General features: G+C 44.9%; 16 protein-coding genes. 7 read left to right on the top strand and 9 right to left on the bottom strand.

Annotation, left to right across the window (positions count from 1 at the left end; genetic code table 11):
• Positions 1 to 3: 3 nt before the first annotated feature.
• The 3 genes from aceE to lpdA all read left to right on the top strand — a co-directional run bounded on the left by aceE (position 4) and on the right by lpdA (position 6,265).
• A complete protein-coding gene (aceE, locus tag QTN95_RS07030) occupies positions 4 to 2,667 on the top strand; it encodes a pyruvate dehydrogenase (acetyl-transferring), homodimeric type (protein ID WP_269377463.1) in 2,664 nt (887 codons plus the stop codon).
• Between the two features lie 19 nt (positions 2,668 to 2,686).
• Complete coding sequence (gene aceF, locus QTN95_RS07025) at positions 2,687 to 4,573, top strand: pyruvate dehydrogenase complex dihydrolipoyllysine-residue acetyltransferase (RefSeq protein WP_331416909.1); 1,887 nt, start codon at positions 2,687 to 2,689, stop codon at positions 4,571 to 4,573.
• A gap of 264 nt (positions 4,574 to 4,837) precedes the next feature.
• Positions 4,838 to 6,265: a dihydrolipoyl dehydrogenase gene (gene lpdA, locus QTN95_RS07020; protein ID WP_138973118.1), complete on the top strand. Its 1,428-nt coding sequence runs from the start codon at positions 4,838 to 4,840 to the stop codon at positions 6,263 to 6,265.
• A 123-nt stretch (positions 6,266 to 6,388) separates the two neighbouring features.
• Here the strand turns inward: lpdA and QTN95_RS07015 are convergent, their stop codons facing one another.
• Entirely contained in the window at positions 6,389 to 7,009 is a 621-nt protein-coding gene (locus tag QTN95_RS07015) for a LuxR/HapR/OpaR family quorum-sensing transcriptional regulator (RefSeq protein WP_331416908.1), read from the bottom strand.
• Between the two features lie 317 nt (positions 7,010 to 7,326).
• On the opposite strand from QTN95_RS07015, the gene hpt reads away from it, so the two are divergent.
• Positions 7,327 to 7,857: a hypoxanthine phosphoribosyltransferase gene (hpt, locus tag QTN95_RS07010; protein ID WP_331416907.1), complete on the top strand. Its 531-nt coding sequence runs from the start codon at positions 7,327 to 7,329 to the stop codon at positions 7,855 to 7,857.
• A 65-nt stretch (positions 7,858 to 7,922) separates the two neighbouring features.
• On the opposite strand, the gene can is transcribed toward hpt, so the two are convergent.
• A complete protein-coding gene (can, locus tag QTN95_RS07005; RefSeq protein WP_331416906.1) occupies positions 7,923 to 8,591 on the bottom strand; it encodes a carbonate dehydratase in 669 nt (222 codons plus the stop codon).
• 397 nt (positions 8,592 to 8,988) lie between these two features.
• Here can and QTN95_RS07000 point away from each other — a divergent pair, with 397 nt between their 5' ends.
• The 3 genes from QTN95_RS07000 (at position 8,989) to QTN95_RS06990 (ending at position 12,520) form a co-directional block, all read left to right on the top strand.
• Complete coding sequence (locus QTN95_RS07000; RefSeq protein WP_138973114.1) at positions 8,989 to 10,659, top strand: SulP family inorganic anion transporter; 1,671 nt, start codon at positions 8,989 to 8,991, stop codon at positions 10,657 to 10,659.
• A gap of 171 nt (positions 10,660 to 10,830) precedes the next feature.
• Positions 10,831 to 11,748, top strand: a complete 918-nt coding sequence (locus tag QTN95_RS06995; RefSeq protein WP_331416905.1) for an ABC transporter ATP-binding protein — start codon at positions 10,831 to 10,833, stop codon at positions 11,746 to 11,748.
• 1 nt (position 11,749) lies between these two features.
• Positions 11,750 to 12,520: an ABC transporter permease gene (locus QTN95_RS06990; RefSeq protein ID WP_138973112.1), complete on the top strand. Its 771-nt coding sequence runs from the start codon at positions 11,750 to 11,752 to the stop codon at positions 12,518 to 12,520.
• 62 nt (positions 12,521 to 12,582) lie between these two features.
• On the opposite strand, the gene panC is transcribed toward QTN95_RS06990, so the two are convergent.
• From panC to sfsA, 7 genes are all read right to left on the bottom strand, one after another.
• Positions 12,583 to 13,485 carry a pantoate--beta-alanine ligase gene (gene panC / locus QTN95_RS06985; RefSeq protein WP_331416903.1) on the bottom strand — a complete coding sequence of 301 codons (903 nt, stop codon included), beginning with the start codon at positions 13,483 to 13,485 and terminating at the stop codon, positions 12,583 to 12,585.
• A 12-nt stretch (positions 13,486 to 13,497) separates the two neighbouring features.
• Positions 13,498 to 14,292 carry a 3-methyl-2-oxobutanoate hydroxymethyltransferase gene (gene panB / locus QTN95_RS06980; protein ID WP_138973110.1) on the bottom strand — a complete coding sequence of 265 codons (795 nt, stop codon included), beginning with the start codon at positions 14,290 to 14,292 and terminating at the stop codon, positions 13,498 to 13,500.
• Positions 14,293 to 14,314: 22 nt separating this feature from the next.
• Entirely contained in the window at positions 14,315 to 14,800 is a 486-nt protein-coding gene (gene folK / locus QTN95_RS06975) for a 2-amino-4-hydroxy-6-hydroxymethyldihydropteridine diphosphokinase (protein ID WP_138973109.1), read from the bottom strand.
• 2 nt (positions 14,801 to 14,802) lie between these two features.
• Positions 14,803 to 16,164, bottom strand: a complete 1,362-nt coding sequence (gene pcnB, locus QTN95_RS06970; RefSeq protein ID WP_331416902.1) for a polynucleotide adenylyltransferase PcnB — start codon at positions 16,162 to 16,164, stop codon at positions 14,803 to 14,805.
• A gap of 81 nt (positions 16,165 to 16,245) precedes the next feature.
• On the bottom strand, positions 16,246 to 17,136 hold the full coding sequence (gene gluQRS, locus QTN95_RS06965) for a tRNA glutamyl-Q(34) synthetase GluQRS (protein ID WP_331416901.1): 891 nt from the start codon (positions 17,134 to 17,136) through the stop codon (positions 16,246 to 16,248).
• Positions 17,137 to 17,213: 77 nt separating this feature from the next.
• A complete protein-coding gene (dksA, locus tag QTN95_RS06960; protein WP_331416900.1) occupies positions 17,214 to 17,660 on the bottom strand; it encodes an RNA polymerase-binding protein DksA in 447 nt (148 codons plus the stop codon).
• A 139-nt stretch (positions 17,661 to 17,799) separates the two neighbouring features.
• Positions 17,800 to 18,513 (bottom strand): DNA/RNA nuclease SfsA, encoded by a 714-nt coding sequence (sfsA, locus tag QTN95_RS06955; RefSeq protein WP_331416899.1) that lies wholly within the window; start codon positions 18,511 to 18,513, stop codon positions 17,800 to 17,802.
• Position 18,514 lies beyond the last annotated feature (1 nt).

Genomic DNA, 18,514 nt, shown 5'->3' with positions numbered 1-18,514 from the left:
GCCATGTCTGATATGAAGCATGACGTAGATGCACTGGAAACTCAAGAATGGCTTCAAGCACTTGAGTCAGTTGTACGTGAAGAAGGTGTAGAGCGTGCTCAGTTCCTATTAGAGCAAGTTCTAGACAAAGCACGTCTAGACGGTGTTGATATGCCAACAGGTATCACAACTAACTACATCAACACGATTCCTGCAGACCAAGAACCCGCTTACCCAGGTGACACAACACTTGAGCGCCGTATTCGTTCTATCATCCGCTGGAACGCAATCATGATCGTTCTACGTGCATCTAAGAAAGACCTTGAGTTAGGCGGCCACATGGCGTCTTTCCAGTCTTCTGCTGCATTCTACGAAGTATGTTTCAACCACTTCTTCCGCGCTCCAAACGAGACGGACGGTGGCGATCTAGTTTACTACCAAGGTCACATTTCACCGGGTATCTACTCTCGTGCATTCGTTGAAGGTCGTCTAACTGAAGAGCAGCTAGATAACTTCCGTCAAGAAGTAGACGGTAAAGGTATCCCATCATACCCACACCCTAAACTAATGCCTGAGTTCTGGCAGTTCCCTACCGTTTCTATGGGTCTAGGTCCAATTTCTGCGATCTACCAAGCGCGTTTCCTTAAGTACCTAGACGGCCGTGGTTTGAAAGATACTTCTGCTCAACGTGTATATGCTTTCCTAGGCGATGGTGAGATGGATGAGCCAGAATCACGTGGTTCATTGTCTTTCGCTGCGCGTGAGAAGCTAGACAACCTATGTTTCCTAGTTAACTGTAACCTACAGCGTCTAGATGGCCCTGTAATGGGTAACGGCAGCATCATTCAAGAGCTAGAAGGTCTATTTAAAGGCGCTGGCTGGAACGTTGTTAAAGTTATCTGGGGTAGCAACTGGGATGCTCTGCTTGCTAAAGATACAACAGGTAAACTTCTACAGCTGATGAACGAAACTGTAGATGGTGACTACCAAACATTTAAATCTAAAGATGGCGCGTACGTACGTAAGCACTTCTTTGGTAAGTACCCTGAGACAGCTGCACTCGTTGCAGACATGACAGATGACGAAATCTTCGCTCTTAAGCGTGGTGGTCACGAGTCTTCTAAGTTGTACGCAGCATACAAAAACGCGGCAGAAACTAAAGGTCGTCCAACTGTAATCCTAGCTAAGACAGTGAAAGGTTACGGTATGGGTGAAGCGGCTGAAGGTAAAAACATCGCGCACCAAGTTAAGAAGATGGATATGACTCACGTACTACATCTACGTGACCGTCTAGGTCTTCAAGACATCCTAACGGATGAAGCAGTGAAGGCACTTCCTTACCTGAAACTTGAAGAAGGTTCAGCGGAATACGAATACCTACACGCTCGTCGTAAAGCATTGAAAGGTTACACGCCTCAGCGTCTACCTAAATTTACTCAAGACTTCCAAGTTCCTGAGCTAGAAGAGTTCGCGCCGCTACTAGAAGAGCAGAAGCGTGATATTTCTACCACAATGGCTTACGTTCGTACTCTTAACATCCTGCTTAAGAACAAAAACATTGGTAAGAACATTGTTCCTATCATCTGTGATGAAGCACGTACGTTTGGTATGGAAGGTCTATTCCGTCAGATCGGTATTTACAACCCACATGGCCAGAACTACACGCCACAGGATCGCGACATTGTTTCTTACTACAAAGAAGCAACATCAGGTCAGGTACTTCAAGAAGGTATCAATGAGCTAGGTTCAATGGCATCTTGGGTTGCAGCTGCAACGTCATACAGCACTAACGATCTGCCAATGATCCCATTCTACATCTACTACTCAATGTTTGGTTTCCAACGTGTAGGTGATATGGCATGGCTAGCTGGCGACCAACAAGCTCGTGGTTTCCTACTAGGTGCAACTGCTGGTCGTACAACGCTTAACGGCGAAGGTCTACAGCACGAAGATGGTCACTCGCACATTATGGCGGGCACAGTTCCTAACTGTATTTCTTACGATCCAACGTTCGCATACGAAGTTGCCGTTATTATGCAAGACGGTATCCGTCGCATGTACGGCCCTGAGCAAGAGAACGTGTTCTACTACCTAACAGTAATGAACGAAAACTACGCGATGCCAGCGATGCCTGAAGGCGCGGAAGAAGGCATCCGTAAGGGTATCTACAAGCTTGAATCTTACGCTGGTGACAAGTCTAAAGTTCAGTTGATGGGCTCTGGTACTATCATGAACGAAGTTCGTAAAGCGGCAACAATCCTAAGTGAAGAGTACGGCATTGCATCTGACGTGTTCTCTGTAACGTCATTCAACGAGCTAACTCGTGATGGCCAAGCGGTAGAGCGTGACAACATGCTGCACCCAGAAGCAGAAGACAAAGTACCTTACATTGCTCAAGTTATGGGTACCGAGCCAGCGATCGCAGCAACTGACTACATGAAGAACTACGCAGAACAAGTTCGTGCGTTTATGCCTTCTGAGTCTTACAAAGTACTGGGTACTGATGGCTTTGGTCGTTCTGACAGCCGCGAAAACCTACGTCGTCACTTCGAAGTGAACGCAGGTTACGTCGTAGTAGCAGCGCTCTCTGAACTAGCTAAGCGTGGTGATGTTGAGAAATCAGTAGTAGTTGAAGCTATTGCTAAGTTCGACATCGATACTGAAAAAACTAACCCGCTATACGCTTAATTGAGAAGGTAGATAAGAAATGGCAATCGAAATTAATGTACCAGACATCGGTGCGGATGAGGTTGAAGTTACTGAGATTCTTGTAAGCGTTGGCGACAAGGTTGAAGAAGAGCAGTCTCTGATCACAGTTGAAGGCGATAAAGCTTCTATGGAAGTTCCTGCATCTCAAGCAGGTATCGTTAAAGAAATCAAAATCGCAGAAGGCGACAAGGTTTCTACTGGTTCTCTAATCATGCTATTCGTTGAAGAGAATGTCGAAGCCGAGGGTGCAGCTGAAGCTGCACCTGCTCCTGCGGCAGAAGCGGCTCCAGCTCCAGCAGCAGAACTGAAAGAAGTTTTCGTACCAGATATCGGTGGCGACGAAGTAGAAGTGACTGAAATTATGGTTGCAGTTGGCGACAGTGTTGAAGAAGAGCAATCTCTTCTCACTGTTGAAGGCGACAAAGCTTCTATGGAAGTTCCAGCACCATTTGCAGGTACTCTAAAAGAGATCAAAGTAGCCGCTGGCGATAAAGTATCGACTGGCTCTCTAATCATGGTATTCGAAACAGCCGGCGCTCCATCAGTGGCACCAGCAGCAGTAGAAGCTCCAGTGGCAGCAGCTGCAGCAAAAGAAGTGAACGTGCCTGATATTGGTGGCGACGAAGTAGAAGTGACTGAAATCATGGTCGCAGTTGGCGATACAGTGGATGAAGAGCAATCGCTCATCACTGTTGAAGGCGACAAAGCTTCAATGGAAGTTCCTGCACCATTCGCGGGTACGGTTAAAGAAATCAAGATTGCAGCTGGCGACAAAGTGTCTACTGGCTCACTCATCATGATTTTCTCTACAACGGCAGGCGAAGTGGCGGGCGCAGTGCCTGCACCTGTAGCAGCTCCAGCACAAGCAGCAGCGCCTGCAGCGGCAGCTCCTAAAGCAGAAGCACCAGCGGCAGCAGCTCCAGCAGCTGGCGATTTCCAAGAAAACAACGAGTACGCACATGCGTCTCCAGTTGTTCGTCGCCTAGCTCGCGAATTTGGCGTTAACCTATCTAAGGTTAAAGGTACTGGTCGTAAGAGCCGTATCCTGAAAGAAGACGTTCAGTCTTACGTTAAAGAAGCGCTTAAGCGTCTTGAGTCTGGCGCAGGTGCAGCCGTATCTGGCAAAGGTGACGGCGCGGCTCTTGGTCTACTACCATGGCCAAAAGTTGACTTCAGCAAGTTTGGTGAGACAGAGGTTCAACCTCTATCACGTATCAAGAAGATCTCTGGTGCGAACCTACACCGTAACTGGGTAATGATCCCTCACGTTACACAGTGGGATAATGCAGACATCACTGAGCTAGAAGCATTCCGTAAAGAGCAGAACGCGATTGAAGCGAAGAAAGACTCTGGCATGAAGATCACTCCACTAGTGTTCATCATGAAAGCGGCAGCTAAAGCACTTGAAGCGTTCCCAGCGTTCAACTCGTCTCTATCAGAAGATGGTGAAAGCCTAATTCTGAAGAAATACGTGAACATCGGTATCGCGGTAGATACGCCAAACGGCCTAGTTGTTCCTGTATTTAAAGACGTGAACAAGAAAGGCATTTACGAGCTATCTGAAGAGCTAATGGTGGTTTCTAAGAAAGCACGTGCTGGTAAGCTTACTGCAGCAGATATGCAGGGTGGCTGTTTCACGATTTCAAGCCTTGGTGGTATCGGTGGTACTGCGTTTACTCCAATCGTTAACGCGCCAGAAGTTGGTATCCTAGGTGTATCTAAATCTGAAATTAAACCAGTTTGGAACGGTAAAGAATTTGAACCGCGTCTACAACTTCCACTATCTCTATCATACGACCACCGTGTGATCGATGGTGCTGAAGGTGCACGTTTCATTACGTTCCTAAATGGCGCACTATCAGATATCCGTCGTCTAGTTCTTTAATTCGATAGACGATTAAGAGGCGGCAATTAAGCCGCCTCTGCTAATAATAATTACCAGACAATTTGATAGCAGACCTTAGATTCAATAAGGTTTTACTCATCGAATTGTTGTCTAGCTCACAGGCTAAATTGATTTACTTTTCACTCCATTAACATCTCTGTAAACTGTTGGCGGTCTGAAAATAACTGTTTAAAACAAATCGACTTGAACATATAAATCAATACCCACTCAGCCTGTTAGGGATAATGACTACAAGAGGTCACAATGAGCAAAGAAATTAAAGCCCAAGTTGTTGTACTTGGTTCTGGTCCTGCTGGTTACTCAGCTGCATTCCGTTGTGCAGATTTAGGTCTTGAAACTGTACTTATCGAGCGTTACAACACCCTAGGTGGTGTATGTCTGAATGTTGGTTGTATCCCATCTAAGGCGCTTCTACACGTTTCAAAAGTAATTGAAGAAGCTAAAGCGATGGCTGAACACGGCGTCGTTTTCGGTGAGCCACAAACAGATATCAACAAAATTCGTATCTGGAAAGAGAAAGTTGTAAACCAACTTACTGGTGGTCTTGGCGGTATGGCTAAGATGCGTAAAGTTAACATTGTTAATGGTTACGGTAAGTTCACTGGTCCTAACACTATTCTTGTAGAAGGTGAAGGCGAGTCAACAACGGTTACTTTTGACAACGCTATCATCGCAGCAGGCTCTCGTCCTATCAAATTGCCATTCATTCCACACGAAGATCCACGTATCTGGGATTCAACGGATGCTCTAGAGCTGAAAGAAGTACCAGGAAAACTACTGATTATGGGTGGTGGTATCATCGGTCTAGAAATGGGTACGGTATACCAGTCTCTTGGCTCTAAGGTAGACGTCGTAGAGATGTTCGACCAAGTTATCCCAGCGGCAGATAAAGACATCGTTAAAGTTTACACCAAGCGTGTGAAGAACAAGTTCAACCTAATGCTAGAAACGAAAGTGACAGCGGTTGAAGCGAAAGAAGACGGTATCTACGTTTCAATGGAAGGTAAGAAAGCGCCAGCAGAAGCTGAGCGTTACGATGCTGTTCTTGTTGCTATCGGTCGTGTTCCAAATGGTCTATTGATTGATGGTGAGAAAGCGGGTCTAGAAATTGACGAGCGTGGCTTCATCAAAGTCGATAAGCAGATGCGCACTAACGTTCCTCATATCTTCGCGATCGGTGACATTGTTGGTCAACCAATGCTTGCTCACAAAGGTGTGCATGAAGGTCACGTTGCAGCAGAAGTTATTTCTGGTAAGAAACACTACTTCGACCCTAAAGTTATTCCTTCAATTGCTTACACTGAGCCAGAAGTGGCGTGGGTTGGTAAGACAGAGAAAGAAGCGAAAGCGGAAGGCATTAACTACGAAACAGCGACATTCCCATGGGCTGCATCTGGTCGTGCGATCGCTTCAGACTGTTCTGATGGTATGACTAAGCTGATCTTCGATAAAGACACGCACCGTGTAATTGGTGGTGCTATCGTTGGTACTAACGGTGGCGAGCTACTAGGTGAAATCGGTCTAGCTATCGAGATGGGTTGTGATGCGGAAGATATCGCTCTAACTATCCATGCTCACCCAACTCTACACGAGTCTGTGGGTCTAGCAGCGGAAGTGTTTGAAGGTACTATCACTGACCTACCAAACCCTAAAGCGAAAAAGAAAAAGTAATTTTTTCGTAGAGACGCTAAAAAACCGCTGATTGTTCAGCGGTTTTTTTATTGTTCAATTTCGCCAAGACAGAAAAAAGGCCTACTCAACAAAGGGTAGGCCTTTAACATTTACTCGTAAAAATTATGCATTCTCAGCATGCTTGTAGATACAAAGCATATTAAGGTAGCTTTGTGTCAATCGAGACATAACCATTTCATCTTGAATTCGGTTGGCTTGAACAAACAGTGAATAGAAGATTCCGTGGAATAACGTAGTCAGATGTGAAGGTTCATGTTGTTCACATACTTCACCACGTTCGATCGCTTTAACAAACATATTTTGTACTAATAGCTGGTTAGTACGGTTGGTAGTCACAAACAGTGGCCACACTTCATCACGAGTCGATGCGCTCCACTCAAACCAAACTTTTAGCCAATGGCAGTCATTAACCACCAAATCAACCATATTGTTGGTTAGATTGTTTAAGTTTTCCTTCGCGTGGATATCCAAATCGATATTGTCTGAGAGGAAGTTTGAGAACTGACGTACTACGTAGTTAAGTACATCATCAACAAGATCTTCGCGAGTAGGGAAATAGTTAAAAACGGTAGCGACAGAGACTTGTGCAATTTCAGCAATATCAGCGTGACCACCACGCCCGATGCCACGACGTGCAAACACTTCGAGAGCGATTTCCATTAATTGCTGCTTACGTTTTTGCGGTGATAGACGCGTACGCGGTCTTTTAGCTATAGAGTCCATAGTTAATTTCCTTGCCAAATGAGTTGTTAATATAATTGTCTGGGCTTTGCCCTATTTTAGTATTTTATAAATTGCATGACGCTCTATGAGTGTAATGGTGCATATGTGTCAGGTCAACGATTTCTGCTTATTTTATAATCACTTTTGTTAATGTCGTGCTAAAGATCAACCTGAAACATTAAATTTATCGATCATTATTTTAGGCAAACGTTTTTCCTTGATGCTGGCTAGTGCTAAACTACGCCCTTAAAGCATCAGACTGTACGTAAGTGGTCATTCATTGACCTGGTACAGAGAACGTGAAAAACGAGATTGGTATGAAACATACAGTAGAAGTAATGATTTCTGAGCAAGAAGTCAGCGAGCGAGTAAAAGAGTTAGGTAAGCAGATTACTGAGCACTACCAAGGTAGTGAAGATCTAGTCATGGTTGGTTTGCTACGCGGATCATTCGTATTTATGGCGGATCTGGCTCGCTCGATTGAGCTTACTCATCAAGTTGATTTTATGACCGCTTCTAGTTATGGCAACACGATGGAAAGTTCACGTGATGTTCGCATCCTTAAAGATCTTGATGACGACATCAAAGGTAAGGATGTTCTGCTTGTAGAAGACATTATTGATACAGGTAATACGCTAAATAAGGTTAAGGATATTTTGAGTCTTCGTGAGCCTAAATCAATCGAAATATGTACTCTGCTAGACAAGCCATCTCGTCGTGAAGTTGACGTGGATGTGAAGTGGATTGGTTTTGAAATACCTGACGAATTTGTTGTTGGTGTTGGTATCGACTATGCACAGAAATACCGTCACCTATCATACATTGGTAAAGTTGTACCTCAAGAGTAAGTAAAACTCTGTGAAGTGACGAAAAGCAAACGCCCGCATTCAATAGCGGGCGTTTTTGGTTGTGCTTAACGACACAGTAAATGGTGTTCTGGGTTCAGAATCGATTCCATTGCTTTCTGGTATGACGTATCTACAGACTCGCGAGAGCTGGAGCGAACCCCTAAATACTCGAGTTTGCCATCACCGATACCATAGACCACGCCATGAATTTCAACTTCTTGTCCTCGCTCCCAAGCGTTTTGCAAGATAGTGGAGTTACCCAGATTATAAACCTGTTCCGCGACATTGATTTCGCCCAATTTGTCAGCACGCTTATCTACAGGCATGGCATCTAAATAATTACGGTGCTTGAAGTAGAGATCTCGAATATGCAGTAACCAGTTATTGATAAGACCGAGTTGTGGGTTGTCAATCGCGGCGTTAACACCACCACAACCGTAGTGACCACAAACGATAATGTGCTTAACTTTGAGCACATCGACGGCATATTGGACGACAGAGAGGCAGTTAAGGTCGGTGTGTATTACCTGATTGGCGACATTTCGGTGAACAAACAACTCCCCCGAGTAAAGTCCGGTAAGACGTTCTGCGGGTACGCGACTATCTGAGCAACCAATCCAAAGAAAGTCTGGGCTTTGGCCTTCTTCTAACTTCGCAAAGTACTCGGGATGTTCTGCTTTAATCGATTCTGACCATTTGGAATTGTTTTTAAATAGCTGTTTAATTTCCGGCATTTCTTCACAACCTTTAAAATATACTTGCACCACTATACACAATGTTACAATTTCCTTCCTAGTTAAATTGGCCAAAAATGTACTCATCTGACGTGTTTGAGCGCCAAAAATCATAAACTTAGTCGTTATCCTAACAAATGGTTATAAAGTATGAGTTATAGGATGCGATTAACACTTATCTCTACTCGATAACATTTGATAAGATGATGTAAATAGCGTTATTTCGCAGCATTTGGCGTCATTTTTGCCTACAAATTCTAAGGTTATGCCGTCTAAGAACGACCATAGATTGATGTGACTTTAGAGTAAGACGTTGTAATGCCAATACATAACCACAGTGGCGTCACCATAGACGGTGTCTGTGGGTAATGTTGAGTAATAAGCATGGAGCAAAGTTGTGTTCGCGAGTCGTTTTGAAGATATAAATCTCAGAGGGGATTTGTTTGGTGGTGTGACAACCGCCATTATTTCTTTACCGTTAGCACTTGCTTTCGGTGTCGCTTCAGGAGCGGGTGCGGAGGCTGGCCTTTGGGGGGCCATCATGGTCGGCTTATTTGCGGCCTTGTTTGGTGGATCAAACACGCTGATCTCTGAACCTACCGGTCCTATGACGGTTATCATGACAGCGGTACTCACCAGTATGGTGGCGAAGTACCCAGAAACCGGTATGGCAATGACGTTTACTGTTGTCATGATGGCAGGTGCATTCCAAATTTTACTCGGTACGTTGAAGCTTGGAAAATATGTCACTTTAATGCCATATAGCGTGATATCTGGCTTTATGTCGGGAATTGGCGTTATATTAATTATTCTCCAACTCTCTCCACTACTCGGTCATGCCGCCCCATCCGGTGGCGTCATGGGAACGCTTTCTGCGTTGCCAGAAACGGTTGCTAACATGAGATTTAGCGAGCTGTTTCTTGGTTTGCTAACCCTAGCGATTCTGTTCTTCTTTCCTAAACATTATCGTAAGTATGTTCCAGCTCAATTAGTCGCACTGATCGTTGTGACCTTACTTTCCGTCATTCTATTTGATACCGATGCCATCCGTCGTATTGGTGAGATCCCAGCAGGACTGCCTTCTTTAGTGATCCCTCAGATTGATTCGGCGATGTTTACTGAGATGGTGATCGATGCCTTAGTGCTGGGTACTTTAGGCTGTATTGACACCTTGCTGACAGCGGTCATTGGTGACTCCTTAACGCGTAAAGAACATGACTCAGATAAAGAGCTTCGTGGCCAAGGTTTGGCAAACATGATCTCAGGTCTGTTTGGCGCTCTGCCTGGTGCAGGGGCAACAATGGGAACGGTTACCAACATCCAAGTTGGTGCACGCTCTCCGTTATCTGGTGTGATTCGTGCTCTGGTGTTGGCACTGGTGGTTCTTGTCGCGGGTGGTTTGACTGAGCCAATTCCAATGGCGGTGCTAGCCGGTATTGCCGTCTATGTCGGTTTCAATATCTTAGATTGGAGTTTTATCCAACGCGCGCACAAAGTCAGTTTTTCTGGTATGGCGATCATGTACGGTGTCATGCTGCTGACTGTATTCGTTGATTTGATTGCAGCTGTCGGACTGGGTGTATTTATCTCCAATATTATTATTATTGAGCGTTTAAGCCGTGAGCAAGCAAGACAAGTGAAAGCCATCAGTGATGCAGATGAAGATGATGTGCCTTTAACCGACAGTGAACGAGGCTTGTTGGATAAAGCGAATGGTAAGGTTCTCTTTTTCTACTTGTCTGGACCGATGATTTTCAGTGTATCTAAGGCAATTTCGCGTCAACATAGCAGCATTTCTGATTATGAAGTCATGATCCTAGACTTGACCGATGTACCAATGATTGATGTTACGGTGGGACTGGCACTGGAAAACGCTATCAAGGACGCATTGGATGCTAAATGTCAGGTTTACTTGCTATGTCCGAATGAACAGACACGCCAACAATTGGATAAATTCCACGTCATTGACTTAGTGCCTGAAGGGAACACTTATAAATTCCGCTATGAAGCATTAAAAGCCGCAGTGAAGCATGTGGGAAGTGATGAACATCAGGACGAAGCGATATAAGTCTGATGTTTTAGAGTAAAAAAGCGCCACCGACCTCGTTCGGTGGCGTTTTTATTTGTGGCTAAGTTAGGTAAATATTATTTCCAAAATATTCGAAAGGTTTAATTGTAATCATCGTCATTCAACGATAAACTGAATTTCGAATACGCAAAGCAATGGCAGTCGTAACTTATGTATGCATTAGAAATTGAGCAGCTCCGCAAGACTTACGCGGGGGGACTTGAAGCGCTAAAAGGCATTAGCTTAAATGTCAGAAAAGGTGATTTTTACGCCTTACTCGGTCCAAATGGTGCCGGAAAATCGACCACGATCGGAGTCATATCATCTTTGGTTAATAAGAGTTCTGGTCAGGTAAAAGTGTTTGGCTTTGATATTGATAAAGATCTTGAGCTAGCCAAACAGCACCTCGGTCTTGTGCCACAAGAATTCAATTTTAACCAGTTTGAAACCGTTGAACAGATAGTGCTTCAGCAGGCTGGTTACTATGGTGTGTCAAAATCCGTAGCCAAAGAGAGAGCAAAAAAGTATTTATCTAAGCTCGATCTGTGGGAAAAACGTAGCGAACGTTCACGAAATTTGTCTGGCGGGATGAAGCGACGTTTAATGATCGCTAGGGCTCTTATGCACGAACCTCAGCTATTGATTCTGGATGAACCTACTGCGGGTGTCGATATTGAACTACGCCGTTCAATGTGGGAGTTCCTGAAAGAAATCAATCAAGAGCAGGGGATCACTATCATTCTAACGACTCACTATCTAGAAGAAGCTGAAATGTTGTGCCGTAACATTGGGATCATCAATAAAGGTGAACTGATCGAAAACACCACCATGAAGGCGCTACTGAGCAAACTGGATGTGGAGACATTTATTCTTGATCTTGAAGAAGGCTCGGCACAACCAGAATTGCAGGGTGTGAAGAGTCAGATTTTTTCTAATGACTTGTTGGAGATCGAAATAGAGAAAACTCAGGGATTGAATGGCATATTTTCTCAGCTATCGGAGCAGGGTATTAAGGTGCTGTCGATGCGTAACAAAGCCAATCGTCTTGAAGAGTTGTTTGTCAGTATTGTACGAGAGGGGAGCCAATAATATGTATCATTTATATTGGACTGCATTTTGTAGCCTGCTGACTAAAGAGGTTAACCGTTTTACTCGTATCTGGGTACAAACACTGGTGCCACCCGCCATTACGATGACCTTGTACTTCATCATTTTTGGTAGCCTAATTGGTTCGCGAATTGGTGAAATGAATGGTTTCAGCTATATGGAATATATCGTCCCGGGATTGATCATGATGTCGGTGATTACCAACTCATATTCTAACGTGGCCTCCTCTTTCTTTAGTGCGAAGTTTCAGAGAAATATAGAAGAGTTGTTGGTCGCGCCAGTACCAAATTATGTGATCATTTTAGGCTTTGTGATGGGCGGGGTCGTGCGTGGTTTATTGGTTGGTACGATCGTTACTTTTGTGTCATTGTTCTTTGTTGATCTCCAAGTTGATCACTGGGGCATTATCATCGCAACGGTATTTATGACCTCAGTAGTCTTTGCATTGGGCGGTTTGATCAATGCGGTCTATGCTAAAACCTTCGACGATATTTCGATCATTCCAACCTTTGTGTTGACTCCACTGACCTATCTTGGTGGTGTATTTTACTCCATCAGCTTGCTACCAGAGTTTTGGCAGGGGGTGTCGAAGATCAACCCAATTGTCTACATGGTAAACGCATTCCGTTATGGCTTTCTCGGTGTCTCTGATGTCGGTATAGTCACTTCATTCAGTGTTCTTGGTGTTTTTGTCGTCCTGCTATACGGCGTTGCACATTATCTAGTGACACGAGGAATTGGCTTGAGAAGCTAAAGAGTAAGATAACAAAAAAGGGTTGGCTTAAATGCCAACCCTTTTTTTGGGGGGAGATTTAGTTATTCCGCCGAGATCGAAGTCGATTCAGACGGATCTTCTTCTTTGCTCTCAACTGAGATTTCCACCACTTGATTATCAATCAGGCGTGCTTTACCTAAGAACGCAGACATCAAGATAACGATCTGCGTGGTTTCAGCGGATACCACTTGAAGTGTACGGGCGTCGCGAATGAAGATTTCATCTGGGTGTAGCCCGGCAGCGCGTAACTGATCGCTGGCATCTTCAATTACAGACACGTAGTCATCGCGGCCACCACGAATGGCGCTACTGATCCAACGCATCGTACGTGCCAGAACAGGGGCTCGTTGGCGTTCGTCAATCGTGAGTAAGCCATTGCGTGAGCTCATTGCCAGTCCATCCATTTCACGAACGGTTGGTACGCCAATGATTTCGGTATCCAGAGCCAAGTCTTCAGTCATTTTGCGAATAATGGCGAGTTGCTGGAAGTCTTTTTCACCAAAACAAGCAACGTCGGGTTGGACGATATTGAATAATTTGGTTACAACGGTCGCGACGCCACGGAAATGCCCTGGACGAGACGCACCTTCAAGAATATTAGATAGCACAGGAACTTCAACAGTGGTCTGATTCTCAATTCCCAGTGGGTAGATAATCTCTGGAGTCGGGGTAAAGACCAAATCAACGCCTTCGGCCGTTAACTTGCTTAAGTCATCATCTAACGTGCGTGGATAGTTGTTGAGGTCATCAGCACGATCAAACTGCATTGGGTTTACGAAGATGCTAACAACAACGATGTCCGCATTCTCGCGAGCCTTACGGACTAACGTAAGGTGACCTTCATGGAGGTTACCCATAGTTGGTACAAACGCAACTTTGCGGCCATCACGTTTGTGCTGTTTGATTTGCTCACGCAGAGCGGAAATTTCAGCAAAAGTTTGCATGGCTATCATTCCTTAGGCGATTGTATGTGCTTCGTCAGGGAAGGCACCGCTTTCAACATCTTGCTTGTACTTAGCGACAGCGCTGCGCATATCACCCGTTTCAGCAAGGAAGTTTTTCGAGAATTTTGGCATGTAGTTAGCTGAAATGCCGAACATATCGTGCATCACTAAGATCTGACCGTCAGTCACATTACCCGCACCGATGCCGATCACTGGTACTTCACACACTTCGGTGATGCGCGCTGCAAGTTCTTGCGGTACACACTCAAGTAGGATGATTTGAGCCCCAGCCTCTTGTAGTGCAAGTGCATCACGTACCATGCGATCCGCTTTGTCTTGCTCACGACCTTGAACTTTGAAGCCACCAAAGATGTTGACTGACTGTGGCGTCAGACCGAGGTGTGCACAGACAGGAACGGCACGCTCTGTGAGTGTTTTCACTGTGTCGACTAACCAGTCGCCACCTTCAATTTTGACCATATTGGCGCCAGCACGCATTAAAGCAGCCGCGCTCTCACAAGCTTGTTCAGGCGTGGCATAGCTCATAAATGGCATATCAGCCATTAGTAGACAGTTTGGGCTGCCAGCACGCACACAGCGCGTGTGGTAGGCAATATCATCGACAGTCACTGGTAGTGTGTCACGAGTGCCTTGTAAAACCATTCCTAGTGAGTCACCGACTAGCAGCACCGGCATCTCTTGGCTTTCAAATAACTGAGCAAAGCTCGCATCGTAAGCGGTAGAAGTGGCAAATTTACGACCTTCTTGCTTCCATTTCATCAAGTCGCTAATAGTAATTTTTTTCATGATTTTTCCTTACAGGAGTTGGCTATGATTGCCAAATACGCAGACCGTTTTGCTCAACGACTTTAAGTAAGTCTTCCAGTCTGGTCCCACATGGGAGGGTTAAATTTGGTGCGATTTCTGCGAGCGGGTAGAGCACGAATTCACGCTCTTTCATTCCATAATGAGGAACGACCAAACGCTCGGAATCAATCACCTCATTGCCATAAAGAATCAAATCGAGATCTAAGGTTCTTGGGCCCCAGCGTTCTTCTTTACGGACACGCCCTTGCTCTAGTTCAATTGTTTGTGTGCAATCGAGTAGTTCAAGAGGCGTTAATTCGGTTTTAATTTCGACAACTGCGTTGATGTAGTCAGGTTGATCCTGAGGCCCCATCGGTGTACTGCTGTACAGCGATGAGGTTTGGATAAACTCGGACTTAGGGAGTTGTTTTAAGGCATCAATTGCCGCATTAGCTTGAGAGACAGGATCACTAAGATTACTTCCTAGTGCGATAAAAACAGTGATCATTGTTATGCCTTAGGCTTCTTCTTGCGGTAGTTCTTACGGCGGCGCTGTTTAGGTTGACCTTCGATTGAAGCGTCAAGATCTGCCACCATAGCTTGGCGCATATTGCGACCAGCGTTCTGGAACGTTTCCCACCATTTGGCTAACTGTGCGGTTTCACCTTGTTCCACTTCACCTCGCATTTCGAGGAAGTCGTAGCCAGCACGGAACTTGTTAAGTTCCATTAGACGGAATGCGCGTTTGCCATTACGACGTGGCATACGGAGCTGGAGCTGCCAAATTTCGCGGATAGTTGCGGTGTGGCGGCGTGGGATCGCAATTGTTCGAACTTGATCATCAAGTACAAAGTTGCTTGCTTCCATTATCGCGTCGTAGAACGAGAGATTGCGCTTTTCCATCAGCTGTTTGGCTTTCTCTTGCAGTGGATACCACAGCATGGCTGCAAACATAAATGCAGGGTTGATGCGTTTACCTTCTTCGATACGCTGATCAGTAGAATCGAGCACGAGATCCAGCATTTGCTCAGTTTGCGATGAGTAATCTTCAGTGAAGAACTCAGCAATGGTCGGGAAAAGCTGTTGAAAAAGGTTGTATTCACGCATCAGATGATAAGTTTCTAGGCCATGGCCAGACTGAAGCATTTTAAGGGACTCTTCATAGAGTCGTGCAGCAGGGATCTCTTGCAGTAATGTTGCCAGTTCTTCTATCGGAGCTGCGGTGTCTTCTTCAATATCGAAGTCCAGTTTTACCGCGAACCTGATCGCACGCAGCATACGCACTGGATCTTCGCGGTAACGGGTATCAGGATCACCAATCAGGCGAATGAGTTTATCCTCTAAATCTTCGATACCACGTGCGTAATCGTGGATAGAGTAATCGCCGATGTTGTAATACATTGCGTTGACGGTAAAGTCGCGGCGTTCAGCATCTTCATCTATGGTGCCATAGACGTTGTCACGCAAAAGCATACCTTCTTTTGATTGCTGAGAAACGTTTTTACTAGGTTCTTGGTGGTGGCCTCGGAAGGTCGCCACTTCGATAATGTCGCGACCAAACATAATATGCGCCAGGCGGAAACGGCGGCCAATGAGACGGCAGTTTTTAAAAAGCTGTCTGATTTGTTCAGGGGTTGCATTGGTCGCGATGTCGAAATCTTTCGGCTGCTGAGAAAGCAGCAAGTCTCGAACACCGCCTCCGACAAGATATGCGTCGAAGCCTGCACCATGAAGACGGTATAGCACCTTCAATGCATTATCACTGATCTGTTTGCGCGAGATATTGTGCTCTTGGCGAGTAATAATATTTAGAGCGAGCTCAGAAAATTTTCCTGTTTCGCTGGGTGTATAATCGTTTTTATTCATGTGCATATGGCAATAATTGGTCAAGCCAACCTTGCTTGAGTTTAATTTCTTAGGCCCATAAGGGGCGAATTTGCGGCTAATAATAGCTTACAGCGAGCGGTTTGAGAATATTGGTGTGATCTCAGTCGATGAAGGCAGTTGTGATAAGTGCCAATTCTCTATCCCCCAAAGGATGATTTCATCTAAGCTCGCAGTACTAATTTCTTCATCAATATCAAACCCTAAGAATGTCATAGCATCGATGAGTGCTGGCTTAGGATTTTGGTTATCAATGGCTTTCGCATGATTTTGTTTGGACAATTTTTGTCCATTATTATCAAGCGCTAAAGGCAGATGCAAATAGTTTACAGGTTTAGCATCAAGCATTTGATATAAGCTGATTTGTCTTCCGGTTGGCTCAATCAGATCTGCCCCTCTGACGACTTCCGTCACCCCTTGGTCAATATCATCTAATACTACAGCAAGGTTGTACGCAAATAAGCCATCTCTTCGCTTTATAATAAAATCTTCATCTGCCAGAGCAGTTGGAATGTTGAGTATACCGTGGCGTCTATCTTCAAACTGATACACGGGATGAGACATTTGCAGACGAACGGCACATTGTTCACCATTAGTGAGTTTAAGATCGCGGCAAGTACCGGTGTAAAAGCCACCTAACTCTTTAATTTGCTTGCGTGTGCAATGGCAAAAATACGCTTGGCCAGAGTCTAACCAACGATCAATCTGTTGTTGGTAAAGTGAATGACGTTGACTTTGGTAAACGACCTCTCCATCCCAGTGAAGGTGGTACGCCTCCAGCGTTTCCAAAATCAGGCGGCTAGCGCCCGGCATTTCGCGTGGGGGATCTAAATCTTCAATTCGAACTAGCCATTTACCTTGGTTAGATTTTGCTTGAAAGTAACTGCCAAGCGCAGCGATCAGTGAACCAAAATGAAGAGGTCCTGAAGGGGATGGGGCGAAGCGACCGATGTAACTCATAGTATTATTGCGCTAATAGGTATAACAAACCAAAAAGGGAGCCAAGGCTCCCTTCAGTAGTCATAACAAAGCCGTAATTAGCCTTGCATTTGCTTCTCTTTGATTTCTGCAAGAGTTTTACAGTCAATACAAAGGTCAGCCGTTGGGCGTGCTTCTAAACGACGGATACCGATTTCAACGCCACAAGATTCACAGAAGCCAAAATCATCTTCTTCAATCTTATTAAGAGTTTTTTCAATTTTCTTGATTAGACGACGCTCACGATCACGGTTGCGTAGTTCTAAGCTGAACTCTTCTTCCTGAGACGCGCGGTCAACTGGATCTGGAAAGTTTGCTGCTTCATCCTGCATGTAGTGTACAGTGCGATCAACTTCTTCCCTGAGCTGGTTGCGCCAAGCGGACAGAATTTTTGTAAAATGAGCCATCTGCTCAGGTGACATGTATTCTTCACCTGCTTTCTCTTGGTATGGCTCAACCCCTGCAATGGCTAGGATGCCTAGCGCTTTTTTCTTTGATTCTGGCATGCAGCATCTCCTACTAACACCTAGTCAACTGCGCTTGCAGTTTATTTTAAGGCGAGTATCTATAGCAAAAATAACCTTTTGAGGCAAATACTGGTGAGTAAACTTACTGTCAATGTGAAGGTTACATCACTTTTGTTTGTTAATGGCTGAAATCTAGCGCCTTAACCAGCTTTATCTCATGGTGTGAAAGTTGTGCTTTATAGCACAGGATTTCCACCCCTTGTTCTTGTGCATATTTAAGTAATTGTGAATAGTCGGCGTCTATATGGTGGGCAGGAGATACTTTTTCAATACCTGAATGTAAAACAGTGAATAAAAGTACAGCTCTGCTTCCATTTTGAGCCATCTGAGCCAGCTCTCTCAAATGTTTTTGACCTCTAGTGGTCACTGCATCAGGGAAATAGCCTTGGCCTAATTTATCCTTATCCAATAAGGTGACGCTTTTTACCTCTATATAGCATTTTGGTTTATTTTTAGCGTTGAGCAAGATATCAATCCGGCTATTTTCATTGCCATATTTTACTTCAGTTTGAAGTTGGTCGTACTCTTGAAGTTCAGTTATCACCCCAGACTTTATCGCTTCGACTGCTAATTGGTTAGCGCGAGCGGTATTAATGCAGATGCGATGACCCGCTTGCGTCTCACTCAACTCCCAACTATTTGGGTACTTGCGTTTAGGATTGTCTGAGGTCGAGTACCAAACTTTATTTCCCGGAGTGGCGCAACCCGTCATAGCGCCAGTGTTGGCGCAGTGAATGGTTCGTTCACTTCCATCAGGTAAAGTGATATCCGCTAAAAAGCGTTTATAGCGCCTAATGAGGACAGCAGGCTCAAGTATAGGTTCAAACTTCATT

It is taken from the genome of Vibrio sp. M260112, assembly GCF_036533775.1.
Lineage (GTDB): Bacteria > Pseudomonadota > Gammaproteobacteria > Enterobacterales > Vibrionaceae > Vibrio.
This window is presented reverse-complemented; position numbering and strand designations above follow the sequence as displayed.

What these genes read in the sequence shown, in the direction of transcription:
- aceE (WP_269377463.1), top strand. Translation starts at nt 4, where the DNA reads ATGTCTGATATGAAGCATGACGTAGATGCACTGGAAACTCAAGAATGG.
- aceF (WP_331416909.1), top strand. Translation starts at nt 2,687, where the DNA reads ATGGCAATCGAAATTAATGTACCAGACATCGGTGCGGATGAGGTTGAA.
- lpdA (WP_138973118.1), top strand. Translation starts at nt 4,838, where the DNA reads ATGAGCAAAGAAATTAAAGCCCAAGTTGTTGTACTTGGTTCTGGTCCT.
- QTN95_RS07015 (WP_331416908.1), bottom strand. Translation starts at nt 7,009, where the DNA reads ATGGACTCTATAGCTAAAAGACCGCGTACGCGTCTATCACCGCAAAAA.
- hpt (WP_331416907.1), top strand. Translation starts at nt 7,327, where the DNA reads ATGAAACATACAGTAGAAGTAATGATTTCTGAGCAAGAAGTCAGCGAG.
- can (WP_331416906.1), bottom strand. Translation starts at nt 8,591, where the DNA reads ATGCCGGAAATTAAACAGCTATTTAAAAACAATTCCAAATGGTCAGAA.
- QTN95_RS06995 (WP_331416905.1), top strand. Translation starts at nt 10,831, where the DNA reads ATGTATGCATTAGAAATTGAGCAGCTCCGCAAGACTTACGCGGGGGGA.
- QTN95_RS06990 (WP_138973112.1), top strand. Translation starts at nt 11,750, where the DNA reads ATGTATCATTTATATTGGACTGCATTTTGTAGCCTGCTGACTAAAGAG.
- panC (WP_331416903.1), bottom strand. Translation starts at nt 13,485, where the DNA reads ATGCAAACTTTTGCTGAAATTTCCGCTCTGCGTGAGCAAATCAAACAG.
- panB (WP_138973110.1), bottom strand. Translation starts at nt 14,292, where the DNA reads ATGAAAAAAATTACTATTAGCGACTTGATGAAATGGAAGCAAGAAGGT.
- folK (WP_138973109.1), bottom strand. Translation starts at nt 14,800, where the DNA reads ATGATCACTGTTTTTATCGCACTAGGAAGTAATCTTAGTGATCCTGTC.
- pcnB (WP_331416902.1), bottom strand. Translation starts at nt 16,164, where the DNA reads ATGCACATGAATAAAAACGATTATACACCCAGCGAAACAGGAAAATTT.
- gluQRS (WP_331416901.1), bottom strand. Translation starts at nt 17,136, where the DNA reads ATGAGTTACATCGGTCGCTTCGCCCCATCCCCTTCAGGACCTCTTCAT.
- dksA (WP_331416900.1), bottom strand. Translation starts at nt 17,660, where the DNA reads ATGCCAGAATCAAAGAAAAAAGCGCTAGGCATCCTAGCCATTGCAGGG.
- sfsA (WP_331416899.1), bottom strand. Translation starts at nt 18,513, where the DNA reads ATGAAGTTTGAACCTATACTTGAGCCTGCTGTCCTCATTAGGCGCTAT.